Annotated in this window: 17 protein-coding genes and 2 pseudogenes; 3 read left to right on the top strand and 16 right to left on the bottom strand. The window is 56.2% G+C overall.

The features are described from left to right. Position 1: 1 nt before the first annotated feature. The 4 genes from bhcD to bhcA form a co-directional block, all read right to left on the bottom strand. Positions 2 to 967 carry an iminosuccinate reductase BhcD gene (bhcD, locus tag GOX88_RS05935; protein WP_170400284.1) on the bottom strand — a complete coding sequence of 322 codons (966 nt, stop codon included), beginning with the start codon at positions 965 to 967 and terminating at the stop codon, positions 2 to 4. A 116-nt stretch (positions 968 to 1,083) separates the two neighbouring features. After that, positions 1,084 to 2,247, bottom strand: coding sequence for a 3-hydroxy-D-aspartate aldolase BhcC (gene bhcC / locus GOX88_RS05930; protein WP_170400283.1), 1,164 nt, complete (start codon positions 2,245 to 2,247; stop codon positions 1,084 to 1,086). A gap of 42 nt (positions 2,248 to 2,289) precedes the next feature. After that, complete coding sequence (gene bhcB, locus GOX88_RS05925) at positions 2,290 to 3,258, bottom strand: beta-hydroxyaspartate dehydratase BhcB (protein WP_170400616.1); 969 nt, start codon at positions 3,256 to 3,258, stop codon at positions 2,290 to 2,292. After that, positions 3,258 to 4,448 carry an L-aspartate--glyoxylate aminotransferase BhcA gene (gene bhcA, locus GOX88_RS05920; RefSeq protein ID WP_170400282.1) on the bottom strand — a complete coding sequence of 397 codons (1,191 nt, stop codon included), beginning with the start codon at positions 4,446 to 4,448 and terminating at the stop codon, positions 3,258 to 3,260. The genes bhcB and bhcA overlap by 1 nt, the downstream gene beginning before the upstream one ends. A 169-nt stretch (positions 4,449 to 4,617) precedes the next feature. Here bhcA and bhcR point away from each other — a divergent pair, with 169 nt between their 5' ends. Then, the gene (gene bhcR, locus GOX88_RS05915; protein WP_170400281.1) at positions 4,618 to 5,466 is read left to right on the top strand and encodes an HTH-type transcriptional regulator BhcR; all 849 of its coding nucleotides are present in this window, start codon (positions 4,618 to 4,620) and stop codon (positions 5,464 to 5,466) included. Here bhcR and GOX88_RS05910 read toward each other — a convergent pair. The 10 genes and pseudogenes from GOX88_RS05910 to GOX88_RS05865 all read right to left on the bottom strand — a co-directional run bounded on the left by GOX88_RS05910 (position 5,447) and on the right by GOX88_RS05865 (position 17,945). After that, positions 5,447 to 6,316 carry a bifunctional allantoicase/(S)-ureidoglycine aminohydrolase gene (locus tag GOX88_RS05910; RefSeq protein WP_170400280.1) on the bottom strand — a complete coding sequence of 290 codons (870 nt, stop codon included), beginning with the start codon at positions 6,314 to 6,316 and terminating at the stop codon, positions 5,447 to 5,449. The two genes, bhcR and GOX88_RS05910, sit on opposite strands and share 20 nt — an antisense overlap. A 177-nt stretch (positions 6,317 to 6,493) precedes the next feature. After that, positions 6,494 to 6,721 (bottom strand): annotated as a pseudogene (locus GOX88_RS05905) (transposase); the annotation flags it as partial. Between the two features lie 693 nt (positions 6,722 to 7,414). Beyond that, positions 7,415 to 8,932 carry a M81 family metallopeptidase gene (locus tag GOX88_RS05900; RefSeq protein ID WP_170400279.1) on the bottom strand — a complete coding sequence of 506 codons (1,518 nt, stop codon included), beginning with the start codon at positions 8,930 to 8,932 and terminating at the stop codon, positions 7,415 to 7,417. Further along, the gene (locus tag GOX88_RS05895; protein ID WP_254443297.1) at positions 8,932 to 10,539 is read right to left on the bottom strand and encodes an amidohydrolase; all 1,608 of its coding nucleotides are present in this window, start codon (positions 10,537 to 10,539) and stop codon (positions 8,932 to 8,934) included. Before GOX88_RS05895 ends, GOX88_RS05900 begins: the two co-directional genes overlap by 1 nt. Positions 10,540 to 10,586: 47 nt before the next feature. Then, complete coding sequence (locus GOX88_RS05890; protein WP_170400277.1) at positions 10,587 to 11,513, bottom strand: oligopeptide/dipeptide ABC transporter ATP-binding protein; 927 nt, start codon at positions 11,511 to 11,513, stop codon at positions 10,587 to 10,589. Beyond that, a complete protein-coding gene (locus GOX88_RS05885) occupies positions 11,510 to 12,490 on the bottom strand; it encodes an ABC transporter ATP-binding protein (protein ID WP_170400276.1) in 981 nt (326 codons plus the stop codon). The genes GOX88_RS05890 and GOX88_RS05885 overlap by 4 nt, the downstream gene beginning before the upstream one ends. Continuing rightward, positions 12,487 to 13,344 carry an ABC transporter permease gene (locus GOX88_RS05880; protein WP_170400275.1) on the bottom strand — a complete coding sequence of 286 codons (858 nt, stop codon included), beginning with the start codon at positions 13,342 to 13,344 and terminating at the stop codon, positions 12,487 to 12,489. The genes GOX88_RS05885 and GOX88_RS05880 overlap by 4 nt, the downstream gene beginning before the upstream one ends. Before the next feature lie 12 nt (positions 13,345 to 13,356). Next, on the bottom strand, positions 13,357 to 14,295 hold the full coding sequence (locus tag GOX88_RS05875) for an ABC transporter permease (protein WP_170400274.1): 939 nt from the start codon (positions 14,293 to 14,295) through the stop codon (positions 13,357 to 13,359). A gap of 86 nt (positions 14,296 to 14,381) precedes the next feature. Continuing rightward, positions 14,382 to 15,947 carry an ABC transporter substrate-binding protein gene (locus GOX88_RS05870; RefSeq protein ID WP_170400273.1) on the bottom strand — a complete coding sequence of 522 codons (1,566 nt, stop codon included), beginning with the start codon at positions 15,945 to 15,947 and terminating at the stop codon, positions 14,382 to 14,384. Positions 15,948 to 15,968: 21 nt separating this feature from the next. Next, positions 15,969 to 17,945: a CocE/NonD family hydrolase gene (locus GOX88_RS05865; protein ID WP_170400272.1), complete on the bottom strand. Its 1,977-nt coding sequence runs from the start codon at positions 17,943 to 17,945 to the stop codon at positions 15,969 to 15,971. Between the two features lie 129 nt (positions 17,946 to 18,074). Here GOX88_RS05865 and GOX88_RS05860 point away from each other — a divergent pair, with 129 nt between their 5' ends. Together GOX88_RS05860 and GOX88_RS05855 are read left to right on the top strand one after the other, a co-directional pair. Then, a complete protein-coding gene (locus tag GOX88_RS05860) occupies positions 18,075 to 18,836 on the top strand; it encodes a helix-turn-helix transcriptional regulator (RefSeq protein ID WP_170400271.1) in 762 nt (253 codons plus the stop codon). 74 nt (positions 18,837 to 18,910) lie between these two features. Next, positions 18,911 to 19,360, top strand: a pseudogene (locus GOX88_RS05855) (IS6 family transposase); the annotation flags it as partial. A gap of 366 nt (positions 19,361 to 19,726) precedes the next feature. Here GOX88_RS05855 and GOX88_RS05850 read toward each other — a convergent pair. Both GOX88_RS05850 and pbfA read right to left on the bottom strand, forming a co-directional pair. Then, on the bottom strand, positions 19,727 to 21,406 hold the full coding sequence (locus GOX88_RS05850; protein ID WP_170400270.1) for a Na/Pi cotransporter family protein: 1,680 nt from the start codon (positions 21,404 to 21,406) through the stop codon (positions 19,727 to 19,729). A 140-nt stretch (positions 21,407 to 21,546) separates the two neighbouring features. Next, positions 21,547 to 22,899, bottom strand: coding sequence for a (R)-1-hydroxy-2-aminoethylphosphonate ammonia-lyase (gene pbfA, locus GOX88_RS05845; RefSeq protein WP_170400269.1), 1,353 nt, complete (start codon positions 22,897 to 22,899; stop codon positions 21,547 to 21,549). Positions 22,900 to 23,052: the final 153 nt, after the last annotated feature.

The following is a 23,052-nucleotide window of genomic DNA, read 5'->3' as shown; positions in this document are numbered from 1 at the left end:
ATCAGAAATCGACCTCGATTGCGATCCCTTTCTGAACGGCAAGGTCAACCACGGACGCGGCAACAGCAAGATCCTGAAGTCCCACACCTGTACCATCGAACAAGGTGATCTGATCGTCCGATGCCCGGCCCGGGTTCGTGCCGTTGATTACCGCGCCGAGCTGCGCCACATCACTTTCTTTGATCAGGCCCTGAGCGACCGCGTGTTGCGCCTCACCGATGGAGATTGATTGCGCGACTTCGTCAGTGAAGACTGACGCTTTGGTCAGCAGAGCGGCTTCCACCTCTTGCTTGCCTTTGGTGTCCGTTCCCATGCAGGCGACATGCGTCCCGGGGCTGACGTGGTCCGCCATCAGCGACGGCGCGAATGCTGAGGTGATCGAGATGATCACGTCCGCCTCTGTCATGCCGTCAAGTTCGACCGCTTCAAAAGGAATACCGGCTTCATTGGCGACCTTTTCGATGTTCGGCAACATCTCGGGGTGATAGTTCCAGCCAATGACTTTTTCAAAGACGCGTTGTTCCAGTGCCGCGCGCAGCTGAAAGGCCGCTTGGTGGCCAGCGCCGATCATGCCGATGACCTTGGCGTCCGCACGAGCGAGGTGTTTGATCGACACGGAGGACGCCGCTGCAGTACGTAGGGCTGTCAAAAGATTTCCGCCAACCATCGCCGACGGCTTTCCAGTGTCGGGGTCAAAAAGAAATACGGTGGACTGGTGGTTTATCAGCCCACGTTTTTCTAGGTTGTTTGGCCAATAACCACCCGCTTTTAAGCCAAGTGTGAGGCCCGCGCGGTCAAACCCACCCTTGAAGCCGTATAGTGCATCTTCGTGCCCGATGGCTTCGCGCACGACGGGAAAATTGTAGGCGTCGCCGGACGCCATGGCAGCAAAGACCTGTTCGACGGCATCAAAGGCCGCTTGGCGGGTCATGAGGTCAGCGATCTCGCGCTCGGGTACGATCAGCATATCTTTCTCCAATCAAAAATTCGTGCGCCCGTGTGCCACCGCCGGAAGGAGAGCATACACACAGGCGACTACCTGACTTCCTCCGAGTCAGACCTCCCTACCTACGTAAGGTTGGATCAGTAAGCGCGGCCGCGCGCGGACACCGGCCAAACGGATTCGACCTTGCCGTTGCGAACGCCAACATACCAATCGTGTACGTTTGCGGTCGGGTCGCAGTGTCCCGGCACCAGCTTCAGCTTGTCGTTGACCTTGAGCACACCGTTCGGGTCCATAACAACGCCATGTTCGTCCGAACACTTGATGTACTCGACATCGTCGCGCCCGAAGACAACTGGCAGACCGCTGTCAACCGACTGAGCTTTAAGACCCGCGTCGACAATTGCTTTGTCCGCTTTGGCGTGGCTCATGACACTGGTCAGGATGAAGAAGGCATTTTCCCACTCGCCCTGGTCGATCCGGTTGCCGTCCTTGTCCAGGATGCGACCGTAATCGGCATCCATGAACGCGTAGGATCCGCACTGCAGTTCATTGTACACGCCCGAGTTGGCCTCAAAGTAGTAGGAACCGGTGCCACCGCCCGAGACCAGCTCGCATTCGATACCTTCGGCTTTGAGGCCCTCAACGGCGTCTTTCACCATCGCGATTGCGGTGTCGAGCTTTTCCTTGCGCGCCTCGTAACTGTCGAGATGCTGCATCGCGCCCTGATAGGCTTGGATGCCGGTGAATTTCAGGTTGTCGGCGGCTTCCACTGCTTTGGCGATCTCGATCACTGCGGGTGTCGTGGTCACACCGCAACGGCCGGCTCCGCAGTCGATTTCGACGAAAACTTCCAACTGTGTCCCGTGATCGACCGCTGCACCCGAAAGATCTGCGACGTTGTCCAGATCATCAACACAAACGATAATGCGGCTGCCCAGCTTCGGCAGGCTGGCAAGGCGGTCGATTTTGGCGGGATCGCGCACCTGGTTCGACACCAGAACGTCCTTGATGCCACCGCGCACGAAGACTTCGGCCTCGGAAACTTTCTGACAGCAGACACCGACGGCTCCGCCGATTTTCTCCTGCAATTTGGCCACGTCCACCGATTTGTGCATTTTTCCGTGCACTCGGTGACGCATGCCATGAGCCTTGGCATAATCGCCCATCTTCTTGATGTTGCGCTCAAGCGCGTCGAGATCCAGAATCAGACTGGGGGTCTGGATATCTGCTTCATCCATTCCGGGCTTGGCCGGAATGTCATAGCCTACTTCGAAGTTGTCGAGATTGGTCATATCTTTCATTTCCGTATTCCTATGTCGGGATTGATGTCTGTTGGGTTACTGTCACGCATTCAGCCACGGCAGCTTGTCCAGATCGACATTGCCCCCGGTGATGATCAGACCCACACGCTTACCTTTGAAAGCGTCCGGGTTCTTCAGGATTGTGGCCAGCGGAACGGCCGAGGATGGTTCCATCACGATCCGCAGGTGTTTCCACGTCAGCTTCATCGCATCGATGATCTCTTGTTCCGAGGCGGTGTAGATCTCGGATACGTGGTTTGACACGAAGTGCCAGGTGAGGTCCTTCAGCGGGACCAGCAGCCCGTCGGCAATCGTCTTTGGGGCATCATCGGCGATGATGTGGCCAGCCTTGAAGCTTCGATAAGCATCGTCGGCCTGTTCGGGTTCTGCCGCGATGATCGCAGTTTCAGGAGCCAGAGTAGACAATGTCAGGCAGGTGCCGGACACCATGCCGCCACCTCCGATTGGGGCGACAACCGCATCAAGACCATCGGTCTGCTCGATGAACTCGCGCGAACACGTTCCCTGTCCCGCGATCACACGCGGATCGTTGTAGGGATGTACAAAATCCCCACCTGTGGCCGCCTGAACCTCGGCAAAGGTCGCTTCACGAGACGAGGTCGAGGGTTCACATTCGGTGATTTTCCCGCCGTAGCGTCGAACCGTGTCTTTCTTTGCCTGTGGCGCTGTACGCGGCATGACCACGTTACAGGGAATGCCCCGCTTCATTGCGGCATAGGACAGGCACGAGGCATGGTTGCCCGAAGAATGCGTCGCAACGCCTTTCTTGGCCTGCTCGTCATCAAGCCCGAAGACCGCATTGGTGGCACCGCGTACCTTGAATGCACCCGGTTCCTGAAAGTTCTCACACTTGAAGAACAGTTGCGCTCCGGTCAACTCGTTCAGATAGTCGGAAGTGCGGACCGGGGTGCGGCGGATGAAAGGTTTTATCCGATCATGCGCCGCGAGCATGTCCTCATACGTTGGGATGTACATGTTACAATCCTTCATCATGCAGCGTCCTTCTGAACTTCCGCTGGATGACCGCGGTAGTATTCTTGTGCCGCGGCCACGCCGGAACCCAGTTGGATGTTCAGGCCGAGGTCGGCCATGCACATTTCTGCGGTGGCGATTCCGGACAGAGCCATAACATCCGTCAGGCTGCCAAGGTGGCCGATCCGGAATACCTTGCCGGCGACTTCTCCAAGGCCCACACCGAAGGCAACGCCGTATTTTTCCGCTGCATGTGTGACGATATCGGTTGCATTGAAGCCGTCAGGCGTGCGGATCGCGCTTACGGTGTCAGAATACACCGATGGGTTGGCGGCGCAAAGCTCCAGCCCCCAGGCACCTACGGCGGCGCGAACACCTTCGGCGATCCGATGATGCCGGGCAAAAACGTTTTCCAGACCTTCACTCAGCAGCATATCGCAGGCCTGATTGAGGCCATTCATCAGTCCAACCGCTGGCGTGTAGGGATAGGCGTTGTTGGCGTAGCCCTTTGCCATGTCGTGTACATCAAAGAAGGTGCGGGGCAGGGTGCCGGTCTTGGTCGCATCCATTGCCTTCTGGCTGAAGCCGACGATGGCCAGGCCCGCCGTCAGCATGAACCCTTTTTGCGAACCCGTGACGGCAACATCGACGCCCCATTCGTCAAAGCGGAAGTCCATGGACGCGATTGAAGACACCCCATCAACGAACAGCAGGGCCGGGTGCCCCGCAGCATTCAGTGCTTTGCGCACAGCAGCAATATCCGACTTTACGCCTGTCGCCGTTTCGTTATGCGTGGCAAGAACAACCTTGATTTCATGGTTTGTATCGGCGGTCAGAATCTCTTCGTAACGATCGGCTGGCAGCCCTTCGCCCCATGGGGTTTCGACGATCTCGACATTCAACCCATGACGTTGGCACATATCGATCCAGCGATGGCTGAACATGCCGTTGCGCGCCGCCAGAACCTTGTCACCGGCGGACAGGGTGTTGGTCAATGCGGTCTCCCAGCCTCCGGTCCCGGTCGACGGGAAAATGAAGACTTCGGCGCTGTCGCTTTTCAGAATTTTCTGCACACCCGCGCGCGCAGGATGAAGAATTTGTCCGAACAGCGGCGAGCGATGGTCGATCGTGGGCATATCGCAGGCCTTGCGCAGGCTTTCAGGGATATTGGTCGGGCCCGGGATGAAAACAGGGTTTTGAAAGCTCATGGGTGGTCTCCTTCCGTCGTTGACCACACAGTAGATTCCCGCCGCTCACCCCGATATATTTTTGAAAAAAGCCATTAAAGTAACCAGAGGCGAATATAATTTATAGTTGTCAATGGGTTATATTTTTCATATGGTGAATTAGTCTTTCACAATTAGTCAAAGGGTTTTTATGGATTCTCGAGATAATGACCCCGGATCCCGCCGGAAAGCCCGTGGAAGACCACGGGGGTGGGACGACAAGACGGCGCAGAACACGATCAAATCTCTTGATCGTGCGATGGAGGTTTTTGAGTATTTGAGCGAGACGCGCGGCAAAGCTTTGACCGCGCTGTCCGATGAATTGAAACAGTCGCCAGCCACCGTTTACCGAATACTGATCACACTGGAAGGCAGGGGGCTTGTAGAGTTCGATCATAACGAGCAGGTTTGGCACATAGGTCCACGTGCGTTTGTAATCGGCTCACGTTTCCTGCGCCAAACCAGCCTTGTGGACCGGGCCAGGCCAATCATGCGGAAATTGATGGAATCCACAGGCGAGACCGCTAATCTGGGCGTCGAGAAGGAAGGTTCGGTGCTATTCCTGAGCCAGGTGGAAACCCACGCCAGCATCCGTGCGTTCTTTCCACCCGGAACGCTATCACCAATGCACGCGTCGGGAATTGGGAAGGCTCTGCTGGCTCACATGGACGAAGACAGGTTGGACCGGCTGCTGGCCACTGTGGAGTTACAGGCATTCACGAGCCGATCCATTACCGACCCTGGAGCGCTGAAGGAGGACCTCGCAAGCATCAGGGCTAGGGGTTTCTCATTCGACGACGAAGAGAAGAACTCGGGCATGCGGTGTATTGCAGCGCCAGTCTTCGATATCAACAAAGAGGCGATTGCCGGAATTTCGGTTTCCGGGCCAACCAGCCGGGTCAGTGAGGCTGAAATCGAAAGATTAAGCCACCTCGTCATGGAGGCGGCTCATCTGTTGACCCTTGCAATCGGCGGTATTGTTACTCGGCCGCCGTCCTGAGGCGCTGGTTCTGCGGGTACGCGGAATGTGCGGGTCGCAGTGACATATGCCGATTCACGTCCTTGTAAAGCAGGTAGCGGAACTTGCCCGGCCCACCTGCATAGCAAGCTTGGGGGCAGAACGCGCGCAACCACATGTAGTCGCCTGCCTCAACTTCGACCCAGTCATTGTTCAGCCGATAGACTGCTTTTCCCTCAAGAACGTAGAGACCATGTTCCATCACATGGGTTTCCAGAAACGGGATGACGGCGCCGGGCTCAAACGTCACCACGGTTACATGCATGTCGTGGCGCAGATCACTTGGGTCGACAAATCGCGTTGTGGCCCATTTGCCGTCTGTCCCGGGCATTGGGGTTGGCTCAATGTCATTTTCGTTGAGGATCAGAACATCGGGAGTTTCCAGCCCTTCGACCGGTTCGAAAGCCTTTCGAATCCAATGGAACCGCAGCGTAGCATCCGCACGATTGTGTAAGGTCCATTCACTTTTTGGCGGCAGATAGGCATAGCCGCCGGGCGTCAGATCATAGGTCTTGTCTTCGACGACCAACGTTGCTGTACCTTCGACTATGAACAAAACGCCCTCGGCCTCGGGATCGGTCTCGGGTCGATCAGAGCCGCCACCCGGTTGAACTTCCATGATGTATTGCGAGAAGGTTTCAGCAAAACCACTCAGCGGTCGCGAGATCACCCACAGACGCGTTTCTTCCCAAAACGGCAGGTAACTGGTCACAATGTCCCGCATCGTGCCCTTCGGAATCACGGCATAAGCGTCAGTAAAAACAGCGCGGTCGGTCAACAATTGCTCCTGACCGGGATGACCACCCTTTGGTGCAAAATACTTGGTGCTCATGTGTGCTCCTGAAGAAATAGTATGTGTTCCGAAATATGCGCCGGGTGAGTTGTGTGGACCACCCGCAAAAATGCGACAGCACTATTCAGGAAGATTTGAAAAATCCGAATAACCCAAACGAATAGGGCTCCGTTGCAACCGTTTGACTGATGAGGCAATTGAATCCAGGCTCAGGACTCATAGCCAGTAGATGACGGTTGCTGCCAAAGCGATGACCGACAGGAACACCTTTGGGCATCTGTCTTAGCCGGTTGCCATGCGCCGCCAGTCCTTGAGCTTGCCGAACATAATCGCGATCCGATTGCGCCGCTAATAGCGGCGTTTGTCGTATTTCACGCCCGTCTTGCCGTGGGGCTTGGAAAATATGGTTGCAGACGGGCCATTTGGTCGTCGGTCAGCCAGAAGAGATCGCCCATATCACCGCTCGTGAATCATGCCACTTGGCTGAAATCAATGGGTCCTGAGCCTTGTGCGACCGATTTTAGTCGGGCTGAGCTGCACCTCTCCATTGCTATGAAGTAGACTAGCAAGACCTTTTCTTTCCCTTGTGAGCTAGCTCCAAGTGTTGCACTTGCAGCGAATAGCGGAAATGCGGGCTGCAAACGCAGCATGGCGATCTGCTGCCAGATGTCTACTTTGGGCCGTCCGCGTGATCGGCTGCTATCGGGGCAGGGAGCTTTGCTGCATCGGCACCGAAGTCGGCTTCGAGCCCTCCCTGTTTCTTCTGGTTTGTCGCTGCACGCGCTCGCAGCGCGACAATAGCTGCAGTCGCATCAGTTTTGGTGCCTCCGCGAGGTGTATAAACCGGTCAATTAAGGTGCCCGCAGCGAACAAAAAAAGAATTGAACTTATTGATCGCTGACAATCTGAACTTGCGCTAAAGTATAATTAATAAAGGGAAATATTTCTTTGGTCACCGCCATCTGAACACAAATCTCACGCAATCAAGTGACCGAATAGTACCCTCTAGATCGCGAGTTTGTTCTCTATGACTGGCCAGCGAATAAGGGGAACGAACTCGGTTTTCGAACTTTTAGCGCCAAGCGGTTGTGTTCGAAATCTAAGGAAGAAACGCTCTCAGAATGGGATGTTTCGAATTCAATGGGCCTCTGCTTTGTGTTGGCTAATTGCGGCATCGCCTGTGTAGGGCAACCTTCTAGCGATACAGGCGTAAGGGATTTTTTCCAGATCGCAGAGAAAAGTACCAGGCGAAGAGACCGGAAATACATCTCCTGCAATCGGTTCGAAGTCTGCTCGAAAGTGTGTGGTGCTCTTGACGCATATCACCGAATAACTTTTCGGATTCAGCCCAATGTGCGTAAAATGCGCGCGATCCAGACATTGGTTACGTACGCTTGTGGCGACGAGGTCAATCTCGGCCTCGTGTCCAACCAGACGCAGCGCTGCCGTCTTGCCCAGTGTTGCTACACCACCTCCATACATTTCTCCGGTATAGCGGCAAGTGCCGTCCCCCAAAGCCAAAACTTCAAACTCGGCCTTGACCGGAACATGTCCCGCCAAGCCGGACTTTGCACCGATGGCCAGTTGGACCAATGCACCTTCTCCGGCCTCATGAGCTTGTCTTGCGCTTTCCGGATCGTAGAACAGACCCATCAGGGCCTTCTTTGCACCGCCTTTAATCAATGCTGCCAGCAACCCTGTGGTATCAGATGTCCCACCTGCACCAGCGTTGTCCTGAACATCTGCGAGAACAATGGGTTTACCCCACTTCTGACGACATTTCGAAACGGCTTCGTCTAGTGACAACATCGAGCAATCAAGATCAGCTTCCCGGGCCAAAAACAAATCGACAATTTCCCCGGCGGCAGCGGTGGCTTGCTGGGCCGTGGCTGCATAGGCAACGCAGGACGGGCCGGTGTCGGGGAAATCCGCCGCTGTGAAACCCAGAGCGATTTCGGCCAGGACGTCCTTCTGCTCAAATTCTACCGGCAATTGATAGATTTCATCGAACGGTGTGGAACCTGTATATTGAGCATGCAGGGGAATGAGATACGGTACCGCTTGGAATGCTTTGTATAGTGGTTCACCTGCCAGCAAGCGCTTCAGGACGGGAACACACCGTGCACCCGTATCTGCCATGTCCAGATGTGGGTAAGTGCGAAAAATTGCCAGATAATCTGCATGTTCGACCATTTCGGCTGAAATGTTGGCATGAAGGTCCAGACTTGCGACCACTGGAAATTCTGGACCCACAACTTCGCGCACGCGTCGCAAAATCTCCCCTTCGCCATCAGCAAGGCTTTCGGTGACCATTGCCCCGTGGAGATCCAGATAAACGCCGTCAATGTGGCCGGCATCTCGGATTCCATTCAACAACATCCCGCAAATCGCTTCGAATGCATGATCGGTTACATGTGCGGACGGTTCGGCAGAACACCAAAGGATTGGAACAACCTCAATCCCTGCGGCTTGAGCAGCCGCGGCAAAACCTGCGATGGGTAAGTTCATACCTTCAGTTTCCAAGATGACCTTTTCGCCATGCAACAAGCCGGGCCAGGAATCTGCCATCTCAAACTCGGGGAGACCAGCTTTTGTTACACCAAAGCAATTGGTTTCATGCTGAAACCCCGCGATCGCGATACGCTTGGCCGTCATTATATGTGCTCGATTTCTTGTTCGGCGTGCGGTGCGGCAAATACACTCTGACCGTTGCGAATTGTTTCAAGCACTCGTGTATCTGTCAGGCGCTCTGGCGCGTGCAAAGGATTGCGCGAAAGGACAGCAAAATCAGCAACCTTGCCCGGCTCGATAGACCCGCGTTGATCCTCCTTGAAAACCTGCCAAGCCGCGTCGATGGTCTGCGCGCGTAGCGCTGACAGTACGCTGATCTTTTGATCCTCGCCGAGCACACGGCCCGAAGCGGTTGTGCGATTCACCGCGCAATGTGCCAAGTGGATCGGACGTGTTGGCGTAACCGACGCATCGTTGTGAATCGTATATCGCACGCCGCACCGTTCAGCTGACGCTGCCGGTGATATCCGCGCAGCCCGCTCGGGTCCCAGGAAAGTGTCGTAATGACGATCCCCCCAAAAATACACATGAGCGGGAAAGAAGCTGACGGTGAGACCAAGCTGGGCCATACGCTCTAGCTGATCGTCCCTTAGGGCCTGACCGTGGATGATGGTATGACGATGATCTGTGCGCGGGTGCGCATGCAGAGCTTTTTCAACCGCATCAATGAACATCTCGGCGCCGGCATCACCATTGCAATGGCAATGAATTTGCAAGCCACTGCCATGAAGCTTGCTGACGTCGACATCCAGCTGCTTTTGCGAGGTGTAAACCATTCCGCACGGATGATCCGGATCCGTAGGTCTGAAATACGGGGCCGACAGATAGGCGGTCTGCAGCTGAAAAGCTCCATCCGTGAAAAGCTTGCGCGGACCCAATGTGAAATGTGGATTGCCGGGCCAGTTCGGTTCAATCCAGTGCGTGGTTAACTCGGGCTCTAGGTTTCCGACAGGTAAAAGCTCGATGTCAATGCCCGGGTCCTGATCCGCGGGCAGGCTGGCAAAGTGCTCCAGCATGGCTTGCGACGTCCAGGCATTCTGGGCGTAGGTCACGCCGTGGGCGAGGTATTCGTCGCGGCAGGCGTCAAAGCCTTGCCAAAACCTTTCCCGGTTGATGAGAAAATCAGTATCGCCCATCTCGCCCATGGCCGATAGACCATCAATCAATCCGGTCAGCGCTCCGGTTTCAGGGTCACGGCCAAAGCGGCCGCCTTCCGGATCAGGTGTTTGACGATTTACTCCGCTCCTCTCAAGCGCCAGAGAATTGGCTGCACCATTGTGACCTGACGCGTGAATAACCCAGATTGGATGACGCCGTGATACACCGTCCAACTCGGCCCGCGTGGGCATACGACCTTCGAGAATGGACGTATTGTCGAAAGACACCCCCATGACCCAATCACCCTCGGGCGTTGCGTCGGCCTTCTCTCGCAGCCTGTCCAGCGCCTGTGCCATTTGCCTGCAATCCCCCAAAGGAGGCGGAGACAGATCAACGCGGAACAGCCGGATGAACCCCGGATCCGGGAAATGCCCATGTGGATCAATAAACGCGGGCATCAGAGTGTGGCCTTGCAGGTCGTGTTCCTGAAAACCTGCGGGCCTGCGTGCGCGCAGGTCAGCCTCGGTCCCCACGGCCTGAATCCTGTCTCCTTCGGTCAGAACTGCCTCGGGTGAAGAATTCTGCGCATCCATAGTCAGGATTGTGCCGTTAAAATAGAGTGTGCTTGGCATCGGATTTCCTATTGCGACAGCGGGGCCAGACAACGCAGCCCGTGGCTGCCGTCGACTTCCCATTGAGGGGTCTGGGTGCAAATGTCCTTGGCAAAGGGACAACGCTCGCGGAATTCGCACCCCGAAGGCCGTTTGAGCAGGCTGGGTGGTTCCCCCTTGAGGGCAATCCGTTCCAATCGCGCATCAGGATCAGGCTCTGGGTTGGCGCTCAGCAGGCACCGCGTATAGGGATGGCGCGGATCGTTGAAAATCGTCTCGGTTGAGCCTTCCTCGACCAAACGACCCAGATACATGATGCCCATTCTGTCGGCCACGTGGCGCACGACGCTGAGGTTATGGGTGATGATCACCATCGCCAGTCCCAGCCGTTCGCGAAGATCGTTGAGCAGGTTCAGCAACTCGCCCTGTACCGAGACATCGAGGCCCGCGGTCGGTTCATCCGCTAGGATCAGCTTGGGTTCCAACGCCAACGCGCGTGCCACACCCACGCGCCGTGCCTGACCGCCAGACAGCTGATAAGGGTAACGATCCGCGAAATGCGTGGGCAGGTTTACCATTTCCAACAGGCGCTTAGCCTCGGCATCCAGATCGCGATCCTTCATGCCCTGAATGCGGTAGGGTTCGGTGATCAGACTGCGGATTGTCAGGCGCGGAGACAGGCTTCCGACCGGGTCTTGAAACATCATTGCCATGTCTTTGCGCAGGGGGCGCATGACACTTTCCGGCGCTCCACGGATTTCCTGACCCTCAAAGGTAACCGAGCCATCCTGCGCAGGTGCAAGCCCAGCAATGGCACGAATAACCGTTGTTTTGCCAGAACCGCTTTCACCGACTAGCGCGTAGGTCTCGCCGGGTTCTACGGTGAAGCTGACACCCGCCAGCACATTGACCGGCCCATAGCTGGTGTGTAGGTCCACAACGTTCAGCAAGCTCATGATGTGACCTCCTCGTGGTTCAGCCAGCATGCAGCGTGATGACCTTCTTTCAATTGATCCAGCGGTGGCACTTCGGTCGCGCAGCGTGGCATGGACTGATCGCAACGATCCCGGAAAATGCAGCCCCCCGGCAGGTTGGCCAGATCGGGCACTTCGCCGGGAATGGTGGGCAATACACGGGCGCGCTCTTTGATGTGACCGGGATCGCATTCGATCAGACGGCGGGTGTAGGGGTGTTTGGGGTTGTGGAAAATCTCACGCACATCCCCGCTTTCGACAACTGCACCGGCATACATCACAACCACCCGGTCGCAGAGTTCTGCAATCACGCCCAGATGGTGCGAGATAAACAGGATGGCACAGTGAAATTCGCGCTGTAGTTCTTGCAGGCGTTCGATGATCTGCACCTCAAGCGTTGCATCTAGCGCCGTGGTCGGCTCATCCGCGATCAAAAGATCGGGCTCGGACATCAGCGCCATGGCGATAGCGATCCGTTGGCGCATACCGCCGGAGAATTCATGCGGATACTGTTTCAGGCGCGCTTCGGGATCGGGAATGCCAACAGCACCTAGCATCTTGGCTGCGTGGGCCAGCTTGTCCACCTTTGACTGTTTGGAGCGATGCTGAATATCCAGCATCTGCTGCCCAATGGTCAGAACCGGATTATGCGTTTGCATCGGGTCCTGAAAGACAATGGATATGTCCGCCCCACGCAGATCACGCATCTGACGCTCAGACGCCTTCAGCAAGTCCTGTCCTTTGAACCGAACCTCTCCCTCACGGAACCGCGTATTGGGTGCGGTCAGGCGTAGGATGGATGAGATCAGGGTGGATTTGCCGCAGCCGGATTCCCCGACGATGCCGACAATTTCACCTTTGTTGACGTTGAAGGTGATGTCTCTCAGCGCCTTGAGATCGCCACGGCCAGTTTCGTAGTCGACGCTGAGATGGTCGATTTCCAGAAGTGTGTCGGTCATCGCTGTTTCCTCAGTTTCGGGTCAACCACGTCGCGCAGGCTTTCACCCAGAAAGGTGAATCCAAGCGTTGCCAGAATGATTGGCAGGCCCCCGCCCACCACCAACCACGGTGTTTGGCGGATCAGCGAATAGCCATCCTTGAGCAATGCGCCCCAGCTGGGTGTCGGGGGTTTAACGCCCAGTCCCAAGAAGGACAGGCCAGCCTCAAGCGCGATGACGGTGGGGATATCCATCGCCGCCAACACCGCCAGAACGCCGATGATGTTGGGCAGCATATGTACACCAAGGATGCGCGCCATGCTGGCCCCCATCGAACGTTCGGCCAATATGAACTCGGAGTTGCGCAGCGTCAGTGTCTGGGTCCGCGCCACGCGCCCGTATGTCGGGATTGAGGTCGCCATGACCACAAACACCACCGTCTGCAAGCTGGGCCCAACCAAGGCAACAACAGCCAGCGCGAACATCACGGTCGGAAAGGACCTGATGGTGTCGAAAAACAGCATCAGAAGGTTATCCAGCCATTTCGGCCCATACCCGGCAATCATGCCCAGCGTCAGGCCAATCGCCATCGCGCCGAACACGGCGGGCAACGCCACCTTGAGCGCGACCTGACCCCCGGCGATAACCCGAGAAAACGTATCGCGGCCCAGCTGGTCGGTACCCAGCAGGTGCGCAGCAGACGGGCCTTGCATGCGGGATTTGATATCCATCGCAATCGGATCATAGGGTACGATCCAATAGGCGAAGATGGCGCAGAACACGATAACACCGACGATGATCAACCCCATAAGGCCAAGCGGGTCACGGGCAACGCCGACGATGATCTGACCCAGTTCGGAACGAGATTTTTCCATGCCTCTCTCCCCTCAGTGAGCCGTGCGTGCACGTGGATCGAGCAACGCATTGATCAGGTCTGACAAGGCCGTCGACACCACGAACAATGCCGTTGATATGAGGACCGAGCCCATCACAATCGGATAGTTTCGGGTGGTGATGCTATCGATCACCAACTTGCCCAGGCCGGGGCGGGCAAAGACGATTTCCGCAAAAACGGCCGAGCTGAGAAGAAAGCCCATCCCAACGCCGATCACGGTAACCACCGGCAGAATGGCGATGCGCAGCGCATAAACCATGACCACGCGACGTTCGGCGATGCCAAAAGCCCGCGCTGTGCGCACATGGCTTTCGCCCATAACCTCCAACATCGAGGCCCGCACCAGCCGGGCAATATAGCCAACCCAGCTGAGCCCGATGGCAAAGGCGGGTAGAACCAGATGGTCGAGACGGTCCCAAAACCCTTCGCCCGCGCCAATGGCAGGGAACCATTGCAGATGCACGGCAAAAACTAAAAGCGCCAGAAGCGCGACAACAAAGGCAGGTGCAGCCACGAAGCTGACAGATATTGCGGCCGCGATGCGATCAATCAACGTGTTGGGGTGCGCAGCCGCATAGGCGCCAAGTGCAATGCCCAGTGTTGCAGACCACAGAATCGACGCAAAAATCAGTTCCAGCGTGAATGGCAATTGCTGGAATACGATGTCCGTCACGGGCCGGCCCGAAAAGACATCGGTCCCTAGGTCACCCTGCAGAAGATTCCCATAAAAGATCAAAAGCTGTTTCCAGATAGGTTGATCCAATCCCAGCGCCGCGGTGAGTTGAGCCTGAAGCTCGGGCGTGGCGCGCGGGCCCAGCATGATTTGGACCGGATCGCCAGGCACAGCGCGGATCATCAGGAACATGACGGTGACCGCCACGAACAGGATGAGCAGCGACAGCCCGAAGCGACGGGTTGCGAAATTCAGCATGGCCAACTGGCTCCTTATGGCTTGATGGCGTTCAATTTGGCACGGCGAGCATCACGCGCTCGCCGTACCCGGTCGACCTGGGGAGATCAGGTCGCCTTGCCGAAATAGCGCAGCAACGACAGGCCATCCGGCCGCAGCGCTGGAATGACACGAGCACTGTGAATTACCGGTGTCGCCTCGTGGGTGATGAAGCGATAAGCGCCGCTTTCTTCCATCAGATCCTGCGCGCGCTGGTACATCTCCGCCCGCTTTGCGATGTCCGTTTCAGCAGCCGCAGTTTCATGAATTTCGTTGAATTCCGGGCTGTTAAAGCGCTCCCAGTTCCATTTTCCGATCTGTTCAGGCGTGAACCACGACGTCGCATAATACGGGTCCGGGGTCATCGAGAAACGGTTCAGAACAAGCTGCAGACTTTCATTGTCACCAGACGCCCAGAACGCCCCGGATTCCAGAACGTTGACTTCAACCGTGATCCCGATCTGTGCCAGCGTCGCCTGAATGATCTGGGCAGTTGTCGTAAAGGTCGTCTTGTTTAGCGTGTCGAGGGTCAGCGTGACATTGGTTTCACCGGATTCCGCGAGCAACTGCGCCGCTTTTTCGAAATTTGCCTCAGGTGGCACAAGCGACGAAGGCCGATGCCCGGCAAGTCCAGGTGCTATGATACCGGTTGCCGGTTCCGCAGCACCAAAATAGGCCGCTTCAAGAATGCTGGGCACATCTACCGCGTGCTGAATCGCCTGCCGCAGCTTTTGGTTTTGCAGCTTCGGATGCTCGACGTTCATGCCCATCCAGACATAGTAAAGCGAGGGTTTCTCAACCAGCGATCCGCCATTGGGAACCCCGGCGCGGTATCGTTCGACCGAACCCAGCGACACGCGGGTGACGTCCAGTTCACCTGCCTCAAACGCAATCTCGGCCGTGTTTTCATCGTCGATCGGGTAGATCTCGACAGTGTCCCAAGCGGGAGCATCGCCTTTCCAGTCCGGGTTGCGCTTGAGGACCGTCTTTTCCTTGGGCGACCAGCTGTCTCGCAGATACGGGCCGGATTCCGCAACCGGATCAGCGCCGATCCGACCACCAGCGGCTTCGACCGCCGCTTTCGAGACGATGTTCCCAGTTATGTAAGGCAGGGCAATCGACCAGATTGGTGCGAACGGCTTGTTCAGAACGATCGTCCCTTCGCGTTCACCGGTCACTTCAACATGGCTGAACGGTCCCAGGTCGGGCTTGTTCGGACTGTCGGTCGCGTCGTCCACGATCCGTTCCATGCTGAATTTGACGTCCCCGGCCGTCATGGCGCCAAACCCGTTGGTGAACCCGATATCGTCACGCAATGCGAACTTGATATGGGTCGGATCAACCTGCTCGATCATCGTCGCCGCATCCATCTGCCAGCCCCATTCCTCGCCCGGCTTGTACTGGATCAGCTTGTTGTAGATCGAGGCATGTACTTCTTCTTCGACGACACCAACGGAATGGGCCGGATCCATGTTTTGCGCGTCACCATAAGCCCGCACCCGCAGAACGCCGTCATCTGCCGCGAATGCGCGGTTCGCCCACCCCATCGGAAGCGCTGTAGCGGCCCCAAGCGCGGTCGCGCCCTTTAAGAACCCTCGGCGACCAACATTGGCCTTTGTCCATTCGATCTTCATAGTATCCTCCCTTGGATTAAGTCAGAGAAGCCCGCGCGGAACGGTTTCGGACCATTCCTTTGTCAGGACTTCGATTTCATCTGCGCCTTCGGTGGCGCGTAGTTTGCGGTAGAGATAGAAATTCTGCGTGTCGCAACTCATGCGGCATTCGGTCGAAATGGCGACCTGCCAATCCGTCCGTTCAAAGGTAAAACTCCAGGCGGTCTCGAAACATGCGGAGGCCGGATCGTTGGGGTGAATGCTGTAGTGCATGCGCACGTCGCTGCCGACGATCAACTCGTGGTAGGGGTCGCAAGTTTTACCGTAATCATCAAAAGTCTCCAGAACCACCCGGCCATCTTCAGTCATAGAATGTTCGGACTGCGCCCCAGGTGACCGCAGTTGATCGGCTGCAAGAACTGGATACTCCTGCGCCGGACCGGGTTCCGAGGCTTGAATTTCATGTGCGACTTCGCGCACTGGCAGATGCAGACCACAATCCTGCAAGTGCAATGTCACCTTGGCCGAACGTGGCGCCGGCCAGACGATCGGCCAGTAAGACGTCGACAAGGCCAATCGCAAAACATGGCCCTCGCGCAAATGGTGCGCACATTCATTCAGGGAAATCTCAGCCTCATAAATCTCACCCGGTTGCAAGGCTTCGGGCGTTTCGTGACTGCTGTAGTGGCACAGGTTCAACGGACGATAGCTGATACGCTGCGATACACCTTCAGGTGAAACATCGCATAACCGCGCGACAAGCTGGGCAACAGGCTGATCCACGGAAAACCGAAACTTCAGCTTCGCGCGGCCCAACAACTCCAGCGGCGCCTGCAGTGGCGCGCTGTCAAAACACGCCGACAAGGCATCATCACGTGCCTGATCTCCGGCAAGTTCGTTATCAATTCGCAATCCCGCACAGAAGTACCCGCCTTCCGCACCGACATGGCTGGGCGACGTGACGGCGACCGTGCCAGCAGTCGGTTCCTGAGAAAACCCGCCGGGTGTCAAATGCCAAACCTGTTCAGAAACATGCGGCGACGGCCATGTGGCTTCCGCAACCCAACGACCTTGCCGGGCAGAGTTGTGCGCTGTCGGATTGAAGTGTTCCTGCATGTATGTCCTGTACGCAGGCAGGTCCTCGGCCCCATTTTCCTGCCCTTTCAGCCAGCGGTCAAACCAGCCGATGACTTCGGAATGAAAGTCCGCAGGATCAAGCTGCGAGATATGTGCATAGCGGTGCTCCCACGGCCCAATGACGGCCTTTGTCGGCACCGTCAGGTTCTCCGCCAAAGCCGGGGGTGCATTGACGTAGGCATCTGCCCAACCTGTAATAGCTAAAACAGGAGATTGGATCGCGGACCAATCCTCGCAAACCGAGCCATGTTTCCAAAATGAATCACGCGTCTGATGGCGCAGCCAATCCGCGGCAGAGAATGGAACGCTTTGCAGTCGATCCAGCCAATCCTTGCGCCAATCTGGACGAAGGTCAGGATCAGCGGGACGGGTCAGATAAGCAAACATCTGACTGCCCCAGTTCATATTGTCGCTCAGCAGGCACCCACCCATGAAATGGATGTCATCGGCATATCGATCCACGGTCGAGGCAACGCTGACCACCGCTTTCAACGCTGGTGGTCGCCGGAAGGCCAATTGCAGACCATTGAACCCGCCCCACGAAATTCCGATCATCCCGACATGGCCGTCACACCAATCCTGCGCAGCGATCCAGGCTATGACCTCTTCACCATCACGTAGTTCCTGCTCGGAGTACTCGTCGTCGAAATGCCCTTCGCTGTCCCCGGTACCAGCTATGTCGACCCGAATGCAGGCATAGCCAGCCTCGGCAAATACCGTGTGTGTTGTTTCATCTCTCGGCGCAGTGCCGTCGCGTTTGCGATAAGGCAGGTATTCCAGAATGGCCGGTGCAGGGCCCGTTTTGGGTAGCCAGAGTCGCGCAGCAAGCCTCCGCCCGTCGGAGAGTGTGATCCATGTGTTTTCGATGGTTTCAATGGGCATCTGGAAGCTTGTCTGTTGCGAGCTGATGCCGAAGAAGAAACCGATTTGCAGATAAATCAAATTGTGCGATCTTGCGCGAGTTGACGCTGTTTGCTGTGATATAGCGTCAGAACGCGAAAGGTTTTGCTTGTGACAGAGAATTTTTCTGCCAACCTAAGGTCGTTATGCGCAGAACACGGCAGTATTTCACAGATTTGTCGTGATATCGGCGTCAACAGACAGCAATTCAATCGCTACCTGAATGGCTCCAGCCTGCCTTCGGCCCACAACATGCGCCGGATTGCGCGTCATTTCGACCTGACAGAAGCTGAGCTGTTCGCTGAAACTGCGAGCTTTGAACGAATGCTAAAGGGTGTCCTACCACAAGTTGGTAAAACGCCCACAGACGCATTTATGGATCCATTTCGCGGGCAACAGAAAAACCTCAGGCGCTATGTTGGTTTCTACCATTCATTTTTCTGTACACCTTCTTGGGAAGGAAAAATCTTCTGTTCTTTGATCCGCATTCAGGAAGTCGACGGGCTTTTCACGATCCGCTCTCGCGAAATTGCCACATCCCCAGACAAAAGCACGCACCAGATTTCGCGTTACGCTGGTTTGGTGACTATGCGAGGAAACAGGATATTCGTGACTGAACACGAACTCGTACGAGAAGGCAGCGTCGCCAATACAATCTTGTACTCCGCACACCGTCAACAATTGAAATATCTGCGAGGAATGACCATGGGTGTTGCATGGCGCCCCTACCCACATCCCTACGCAGCCAAAACAATCTGGAAACGCTTGCACGAGCGTGTACCAGCGCGCGAGGCTATAGCCGCTTGTGGTATCTATCCGATCCAAAGCACTAAGATTGATCCGACGGTCAGGAAGCACCTGACCGAGGCTTGAAGCGTCGAACTGGTCTTGTCAGAAGAACTTGTCTTGAGGCGGGCAGGGGGCTTTCGTAGCTTCTATTCACGAAAAGGCGATCGCCTTTTAAGTACTTTAAAACCAGCCCCGAGATCATTCGGCTAGCCGTAATGCTATATGTTCGGTTTCCACTATCGCTTCGCAATGTAGAAGACCTGCTGCATGAACGTGGCATCGAAGTGAGCCACGAGACAGTGCGGTATTGGTGGAACCGTTTCGGCCCGATTTTCGCATCGGAAATCCGGAGAAAACGGGTCCAGCAATTGCGGGCATACTCAAAATCGAAGTGGCATGTGGATGAGGTCTTCGTAAAGGTGAACGGCAAGCGGCACTACCTGTGGCGCGCAGTAGATCATGAAGGCGAGGTGCTTGAAGCAGTTGTCACCAAACGTCGAAACAAGCTGGCGGCATTGAAATTCCTCAAGAAATTGATGAAGAGACACGGCACAGCGGAAACCGTCATCACAGATCGCTTCGCATCGTATCGGGCTGCTCTCGCCGAGTGGCGGGAACTTGGCGTGGCGTAAAGGGCAGCGATACTAGCCTAGCTGAGACTGGTTCGAATTCGTCTGACAGCACCGCCACTTATACCCATCTCATGTCATCAGCGGTTTTAACCCGGTATTGTGCTGCAATTCCCGCGCGTTCCGAAACAGAGACTGTTTAGTTCGCACTCCCTTGGCGCAACTAGAGCCCAAGTCTCTGAGAGGGATCACATAGGGCGGCTTCCCCTGCTCACCGGCTATTGCTAGGAAATTATGGGGGACCGACCGAAGAGCCGAGTTTCATGCGCGAGTAGTCGATATTTTTGAAGGGCATGGGGAAATCCCTGAGACTCAGATCAGAGAGCTTTCGTTCGCGAACAGTGGCTATGAGTCCTGAGCCTCGTCTGCTATTTCCTTTATCAACCGTGTCTCCAACAGTTGACCATTCCGGTAAAGGACCGGGTAGGCGACAGAAGCTATGTGACTGTTGAACTCTCGGAATGCCCGCAAAGTCTCCAGATGAATGTCGCTGGTTTCGAAGCTTTCCCTGGTGCCGCGTTGCAATCGGCGCAGATGCCGCTTGCGGCTGTCACGTTCCACGCGTTTGATTTCGGTTTTTTCCAGGCTGAGAAGCCGCGCGCTTTCCAAATCGTCTGAAATGAGCACGTTCGAAGCCAGCTTCATGTTTGCCAGAATACCCTCGTGCATCTGAACAAGTTCCGACCAGCCGTCCTGTGAGAAACTTGATCCCTTGGTCCGCATTTCGCTGGCCAATACGGTTAGGCGTTTGGCGACAACATCCCCCGCCGTTTCAAGCCGGATTGCAATCTCCATAAGATCGCGCGCGGTTTTTGCATCCTGTTTTTCATATAGATCAGGGGGGATCGCGGCGACAAAGGCGCGAATACCCGAGAGGCACTGGTTAACGTCCTCGTCAATAGCCTGAACCGACTGAATCTGTTCTTTGTCCCCGCTGCGGTATAGCTCCAGGGTAGGGCGGAACATGGTTTCGAGAAGGTCGCTCATCCGCAGCAACTCACGCTTGAGGCTCGGCAAAGCCTGGCTGGGATTTGCCACGGTTTCCATGTCCAATGCGCTGACCGGCCGTGCGGGTTTCGGTTTTTGCTCTTTGTTCCGGTCTGGCAAGAACCTTTCGTACAAGGCTGCCAATCGTCCGCAAAACGGAAGGGCCAAAACCAACAGTGACAGGTTGAATGCAATATGCACGTTGACCAGCATTTGCCCCCCTTGCGGGTCGCCCAAAAGTCCGGTTCGCAGGGCAAGGTTTGCCGCAAACAAGGTTGCCAGCGCCCAACTGCCACGCAGCGCCAGATTTGCGTAGGGTATTCGCTGGGCGGTCACTGGCATGCCTCGGGTCAGCCAGACCGGAAGAAAAGCCGATCCGAAATTCGCACCAAAGACCAATGACATACCAGCGGCGAACGGGATTGCACCGATCTGCACAAGCGTCACACACATTAGGATTGCCGCGACCGACGAGTGCATAACAAAAGCAAGGGCACCGCCGACAAGGAAAGCCGTGATGTAATCGCGCGCCAGATAATCGGCCACAGCAGGTAAAAACGCACTGTCCCGGATGGGGTCCATCGCTTCGCGCAGGAACCTGAGCGAGATCAGGATAAAAGCCACGCCCATCAGGATGCGTCCAAGCTGCCGTGCTTTCTTGGCCTCGGTCTTGACGAACAGATAGCCCCCGATCGCCAAAAGCATCGGCACGAGCCAATCCAGTTGGAAAGACAGGACCTGGATAATCAACGCCGAGCCCAGATCACCACCGAGAACAATTGCCAGCCCCACTGGAAAACTCAGCATTCCACTGGCGGCAAAACCCGAGGTCAACAACGCCACGGCTGCCGAACTTTGCAAGACGACCGCCATCGTCAACCCAACCAACGAGGCCTGCAGGTAACTGCGCTGCCGCGTCATCACTCGCTGGAATGACGCACCGTAGCTGCGTTCAATCCCAGTGCGCACCATACGTACCGCGAAAAGCAACAGCATGGTTGCCCCGGTCAGGCTTATTAGGAATGTGACAATTGCCATACTTCACTCCGACGTCACAGCTGGTTCAGTCGATTTCGCAGTTTCCTTTTCAAGTTGCTCCGTGTGCTTCCCTTGCCAATCCGAATAGACGAATGTCCCCCGGCATTTTTTGCGTTTATCGCGTACTACGGCCAGACAGGTCAAATTTCGTCCTTGATCGCAGCAATGACGATGTCGATTGCCCGATCCAGTTCAGCTTGCGAAATTGTCAGTGGCGGCGACAGGGTCAGAACGCATCCCTGGCTAATCTTAAAGCTCAACCCCGCCTCGAGGCAGGCATAATAGATCTGTTCTGCACGCGCATTCCCCGGTGTCTTGCTGGAACGGTCATCGACAATCTCGACCCCGAACATAAGGCCACGGCCCCGGATGTCGCCGACGACGGGAACATTCTGAAGCGCGTCCATCAAGCGCCCGATCGCGTGCTCGCCCAATTTAGCCGAGCGTTCGACCAACCCTTCATCTTCGATGATCTGGAGTGTCGTCAGTGCGGCGCGGGCGGTAACGGGGTTCTTTTCGTGCGTATAGTGCCCGATGGCAAAATCCCCGCAAACATCCAGATTTTCCCGGGCGATGCAGGCGGCGATGGGTAGGATACCCCCGCCCAACGATTTGCCGATGGTGACAATGTCGGGAACGATTTCGTCATGCTGGAACGAGAACATCTGCCCGGTCTTGCCCAAACCTGTCGGGATCTCGTCCAGGATCAGCAATGCGCCGTGGCGGTTGCAAATCTCGCGCACCCGCTTCCAGAAACCCGGCGGCGGTACGATGGGCACGGCGCGCATCGCCTCGGCCACCACGGCGCAAATGTCGCCTTCGCGCTCCAGCACATAATCGATCATGTTGGCGCAGGCTTCGGCGCTGGCCTCAAGCGTTGTGTGACCATAAGGACAACGGGAGGGGTGGAAAGGGGCCACATGCTCGGTTCCTGGCAAAAGAGGCCCGGCAATGTGGCTGCGGAACGTGGCCTCGCCGCCAATGCTTGCGGCTCCAAAGCCTGCGCCGTGGAAGGCGTCCCAAAAACTGAGTGTCTTGAAGCGGCCCGTCGCTGCACGGGCGATCTTGAGTGCGACTTCATTGGCGTCCGAACCGCCAGTGGTGAATAGCACCTTGCCCAGATCACCAGGGGTGATGGCCACCAGCTTTTCGGCCAGTTCCACCGCCGGGTCATTGGTGAAGCGGCGCGGGGCAAAGGGCAGGTCGTCCAGCTGATCCTTGATCGCCTGAACCAGCCGGGGGTGGCCATACCCGATGTGATGCACCGAATTGCCGTGAAAATCCATGTAGCGGCGACCATCGAGATCCTCGATCCAGATGCCTTCGGCCTTGGCAATCGTACTGACGCAGGGGCTGGACAGAGATTGATGCAGGAACACATCCGCATCGCGTTTCAGCAACGGCGAGGATTTGGGCCCGATGGACTTTTTCAGCCAGTTTTTGCGGGCTTCAGAGGTGTTTGATTCCCCTTCGGTATGGACAATCTGTGGCATATCCGCTCCTCGTTGTCGTTTTGAAAAGATGCGGACCTCGTAAGGTCCGCCAGTTCCGGCGAGGAATTGTTCGTGCCCCTCCCGATTGCGAGAGGGGCCTGTTTCTCACTCTGGCCAGGGTAGTGAGTATGTTTTGACGTTTGTGAAGAACTT

The organism is Ruegeria arenilitoris (assembly GCF_013030985.1).
Lineage (GTDB): Bacteria > Pseudomonadota > Alphaproteobacteria > Rhodobacterales > Rhodobacteraceae > Ruegeria > Ruegeria arenilitoris_B.
Note: the sequence above shows the minus strand (reverse complement) of the source record. Positions and strands in the feature narration are given on the sequence as shown.

Coding starts and splice junctions, on each gene's coding strand:
- bhcD (WP_170400284.1), bottom strand. CDS start 967: ATGCTGATCGTACCCGAGCGCGAGATCGCTGACCTCATGACCCGCCAA.
- bhcC (WP_170400283.1), bottom strand. CDS start 2,247: ATGAAAGATATGACCAATCTCGACAACTTCGAAGTAGGCTATGACATT.
- bhcB (WP_170400616.1), bottom strand. CDS start 3,258: ATGAAGGATTGTAACATGTACATCCCAACGTATGAGGACATGCTCGCG.
- bhcA (WP_170400282.1), bottom strand. CDS start 4,448: ATGAGCTTTCAAAACCCTGTTTTCATCCCGGGCCCGACCAATATCCCT.
- bhcR (WP_170400281.1), top strand. CDS start 4,618: ATGGATTCTCGAGATAATGACCCCGGATCCCGCCGGAAAGCCCGTGGA.
- GOX88_RS05910 (WP_170400280.1), bottom strand. CDS start 6,316: ATGAGCACCAAGTATTTTGCACCAAAGGGTGGTCATCCCGGTCAGGAG.
- GOX88_RS05900 (WP_170400279.1), bottom strand. CDS start 8,932: ATGACGGCCAAGCGTATCGCGATCGCGGGGTTTCAGCATGAAACCAAT.
- GOX88_RS05895 (WP_254443297.1), bottom strand. CDS start 10,539: ATGGATGCGCAGAATTCTTCACCCGAGGCAGTTCTGACCGAAGGAGAC.
- GOX88_RS05890 (WP_170400277.1), bottom strand. CDS start 11,513: ATGAGCTTGCTGAACGTTGTGGACCTACACACCAGCTATGGGCCGGTC.
- GOX88_RS05885 (WP_170400276.1), bottom strand. CDS start 12,490: ATGACCGACACACTTCTGGAAATCGACCATCTCAGCGTCGACTACGAA.
- GOX88_RS05880 (WP_170400275.1), bottom strand. CDS start 13,344: ATGGAAAAATCTCGTTCCGAACTGGGTCAGATCATCGTCGGCGTTGCC.
- GOX88_RS05875 (WP_170400274.1), bottom strand. CDS start 14,295: ATGCTGAATTTCGCAACCCGTCGCTTCGGGCTGTCGCTGCTCATCCTG.
- GOX88_RS05870 (WP_170400273.1), bottom strand. CDS start 15,947: ATGAAGATCGAATGGACAAAGGCCAATGTTGGTCGCCGAGGGTTCTTA.
- GOX88_RS05865 (WP_170400272.1), bottom strand. CDS start 17,945: ATGCCCATTGAAACCATCGAAAACACATGGATCACACTCTCCGACGGG.
- GOX88_RS05850 (WP_170400270.1), bottom strand. CDS start 21,406: ATGGCAATTGTCACATTCCTAATAAGCCTGACCGGGGCAACCATGCTG.
- pbfA (WP_170400269.1), bottom strand. CDS start 22,899: ATGCCACAGATTGTCCATACCGAAGGGGAATCAAACACCTCTGAAGCC.